Raw genomic sequence first — 2,897 nt, forward strand, 5'->3', positions numbered from 1 at the left:
CAGAAATAACCGCACCACCACCGACATAAAGTACCGGTTTCTTCGCTTCAAGAAGGGCTTTTAGCGCCTTTTTGATCTGACCTTTATGACCCGTAACCGTTGGGTTATATGAACGCATTTTGATCGTTTCTGGGTATTCATAAGGAAGCTTAATTTGTGGGTTTAAAATGTCTTTTGGCAGATCAATAACCACAGGACCTGGACGTCCTGTCGTTGAAATATAGAATGCTTTTTTAACGACTTCAGGGATATCTTCCGCTTTCTTAACGAGGAAGCTGTGTTTAACGATCGGGCGTGATACACCAACGATGTCACACTCTTGGAAGGCGTCGTTACCAATAAGGTTATTTGGTACGTTACCAGAAATAACAATCATTGGGATTGAGTCCATGTAGGCTGTTGCAATACCAGTAACGGTATTGGTCGCACCTGGACCAGAACACACAAGTACTACACCCGGCTTACCGGTAGAACGAGTATAGCCATCTGCCATGTGGGTAGCGGCTTGTTCGTGTCGTACTAATACGTGTTTAATTTCAGCAGTTTTAGCATGCAGCGCATCGTAGATATCAAGTACAGAACCACCTGGATAACCAAAGATTTGTTCTACACCCTCTTCAATTAGAGACTGCACCACCATCTCAGCGCCGGATAACATTTCAGCGCCGGATGACATGGCTGTTTCAGGTTTTGTTGTCATATTGCTCTCCTCACCAGTTTCCAATCACATTTGGTGAACATGTTGGGCTGGTTTTTCATAGTCTAGGGCTTATTCGTAGCCTAATTCGAAATACTTCCACTTTTTCGGCTATGGCTGTCTGTTGTGATAACAACAAACAGTAATACGAAACAACTTTAACGCTTTATTATCATCTGGTCTAACGCCTGTTATTCGGCAACTGTGCCAAAAAACCAACTATTAGCTCAAAGCATCAAATAAAACCCAATACAGGCTTTCACACTAGGTTTAAACACTGCCTACTTGATAAAAAAAAGCACTTAATATTTCAACAGTTCGCTATTTATCGATAAACAGCGAGCTTGTTGGTGTGCGCTTTCGCACATTGTGCTGTGTCATTAGATACAAAAAATCCCCCTAAAAATGCAATCACATTCGTAGGGGGATTTTTAAACAACTGAAAATTTATCTAAACAGAAAACTACTTATCTTTAGGCTTTTCGTTGTACATTTCTTCGATTTCGTCTTGATACTTATCGTTAATAACCTTACGACGCAGTTTCTGGGTCGGTGTTAGCTCACCATCATCCATAGAAAACGCTTTTGGCAGCAACTTGAACTTCTTCACTTGCTCAAACTTCGCTAGCTCTTGTTGTAAGTCATTCACACGTTTCTCTAGCATCTCTACTATTTGGTGATTTTTAACAAGTTCCACACGGTCGTGATACTTAATATTAAGCTCTTTGGCATACACTTCTAGCGAGTCATAACAAGGAACAATCAGCGCAGAAACGAATTTGCGAGTATCAGCGATAACAGCAATCTGTTCGATAAAGTGATCTTTACCAATCGCGCCTTCCACCACTTGCGGTGCAATGTACTTACCGCCAGAAGTCTTCATTAATTCTTTGATGCGATCAGTAATGAATAGATTACCATTTTCATCAAAATGACCCGCATCACCCGTTTTTAGGAAACCATGCTCGTCAAATGTCTTAGCTGTCTCTTCTGGCATCTTGTAGTAGCCACGCATCACCATTGGGCCACGAACAAGAATCTCGTCCTTAGCGCCAATTTTCACTTCAGCGCCCGGCATCGACATACCGATCGAATCAGGGTTAAAACAACGGTCATCCCAGCACGATACTGTTGCCGTGGTTTCTGTCATGCCGTAGCCAAGTTTTACATTGATACCAATCGCGTGGAAGAAGCGACCAATGGTTTCATCAAGCTTCGCGCCACCACATGGCATGAAGTTGATGTTACCACCTAACAGAGCTCGCAGTTTAGATAACACAAGCTTGTCAGCAAGCGCATGGCTCTTCTTCAGCATGAATGATGGTGTACGACCTTCTTGATGACAAACAGAAAGCTTCGCGCCCATGTTCACCGCCCAAGTAAAGAGTACTTTACGAATAAACGGTGCTTTAGATACTTTCTCGTGAATCGCTGAGAAAATCTTCTCGTAGAAGCGAGGAACAGCAGACATAACCGTTGGTTTAACATCACTCAATGCATCACGAACTTGCATGGTGTCTTGCAAATAGCAGTTGGTTGCGCCTTTATAAAGGACATAGAAAGTCCAAGCGCGCTCAAATACATGTGATAGAGGTAAAAAACACAATGAGACGTCGTCTTTGCTTAAGCTGAGACGCTCATCATGGCCTTTTAGTTGATAGCCAACATTAGTGTAATCAAGCATTACACCTTTAGGCTGGCCTGTTGTACCAGAGGTATAGATAAGCGTCAGTAAGTCATCCATGCAGGCATCCGCAAGACGAACATCAAGTTCAGCTTGCTGATCTTCAACACCACGAGCCATGAATTCTTTCCAAGAGACGGCAAAGCGATGTCCTTGCAGATCGATATCATCAGACATCGCCACAACAACTTCTAGCTGTTCACACTCTTCAAAAAGGCTAACCGCCGCATCGAATTGAGCTTGCTCACCAACGAATAAGATCTTCACATCCGCATTTTGGATAATGTAAGAAGACTGCGCCGCTGTGTTGGTTGGGTAGATTGGTACCGTTACAAGGCGCGCTTGTAAGGATGCGAAGTCAGCCACAGTCCACTGAGGCATATTGTTCGAGAAGATACCGATCTTATCCTGAACTCTCAATCCTTGAGCCAATAGCGCTAATGAAAGCGTATCGATTTGTTGTCCAAATTGTTCCCAGCTAATACCTTGCCATACATTGTCTACTTTGTGCTTCAA

2 protein-coding genes are annotated in these 2,897 nt (G+C 43.1%); both read right to left on the minus strand.

Annotated elements, in window-relative coordinates; translation table 11 throughout:
* A partial coding sequence (locus tag AB4496_RS13990) for a thiamine pyrophosphate-binding protein (protein WP_372131181.1) occupies positions 1-700 on the minus strand: 700 nt, incomplete at its 3' end.
* A 460-nt stretch (positions 701-1,160) separates the two neighbouring features.
* Positions 1,161-2,897 (minus strand): long-chain fatty acid--CoA ligase (locus tag AB4496_RS13995; RefSeq protein WP_372131183.1); only part of this gene is annotated, 1,737 nt, incomplete at its 5' end.

This window comes from Vibrio sp. 10N.222.46.A1, from assembly GCF_041473595.1.
Classification (GTDB): Bacteria; Pseudomonadota; Gammaproteobacteria; order Enterobacterales; family Vibrionaceae; genus Vibrio; species Vibrio tasmaniensis_A.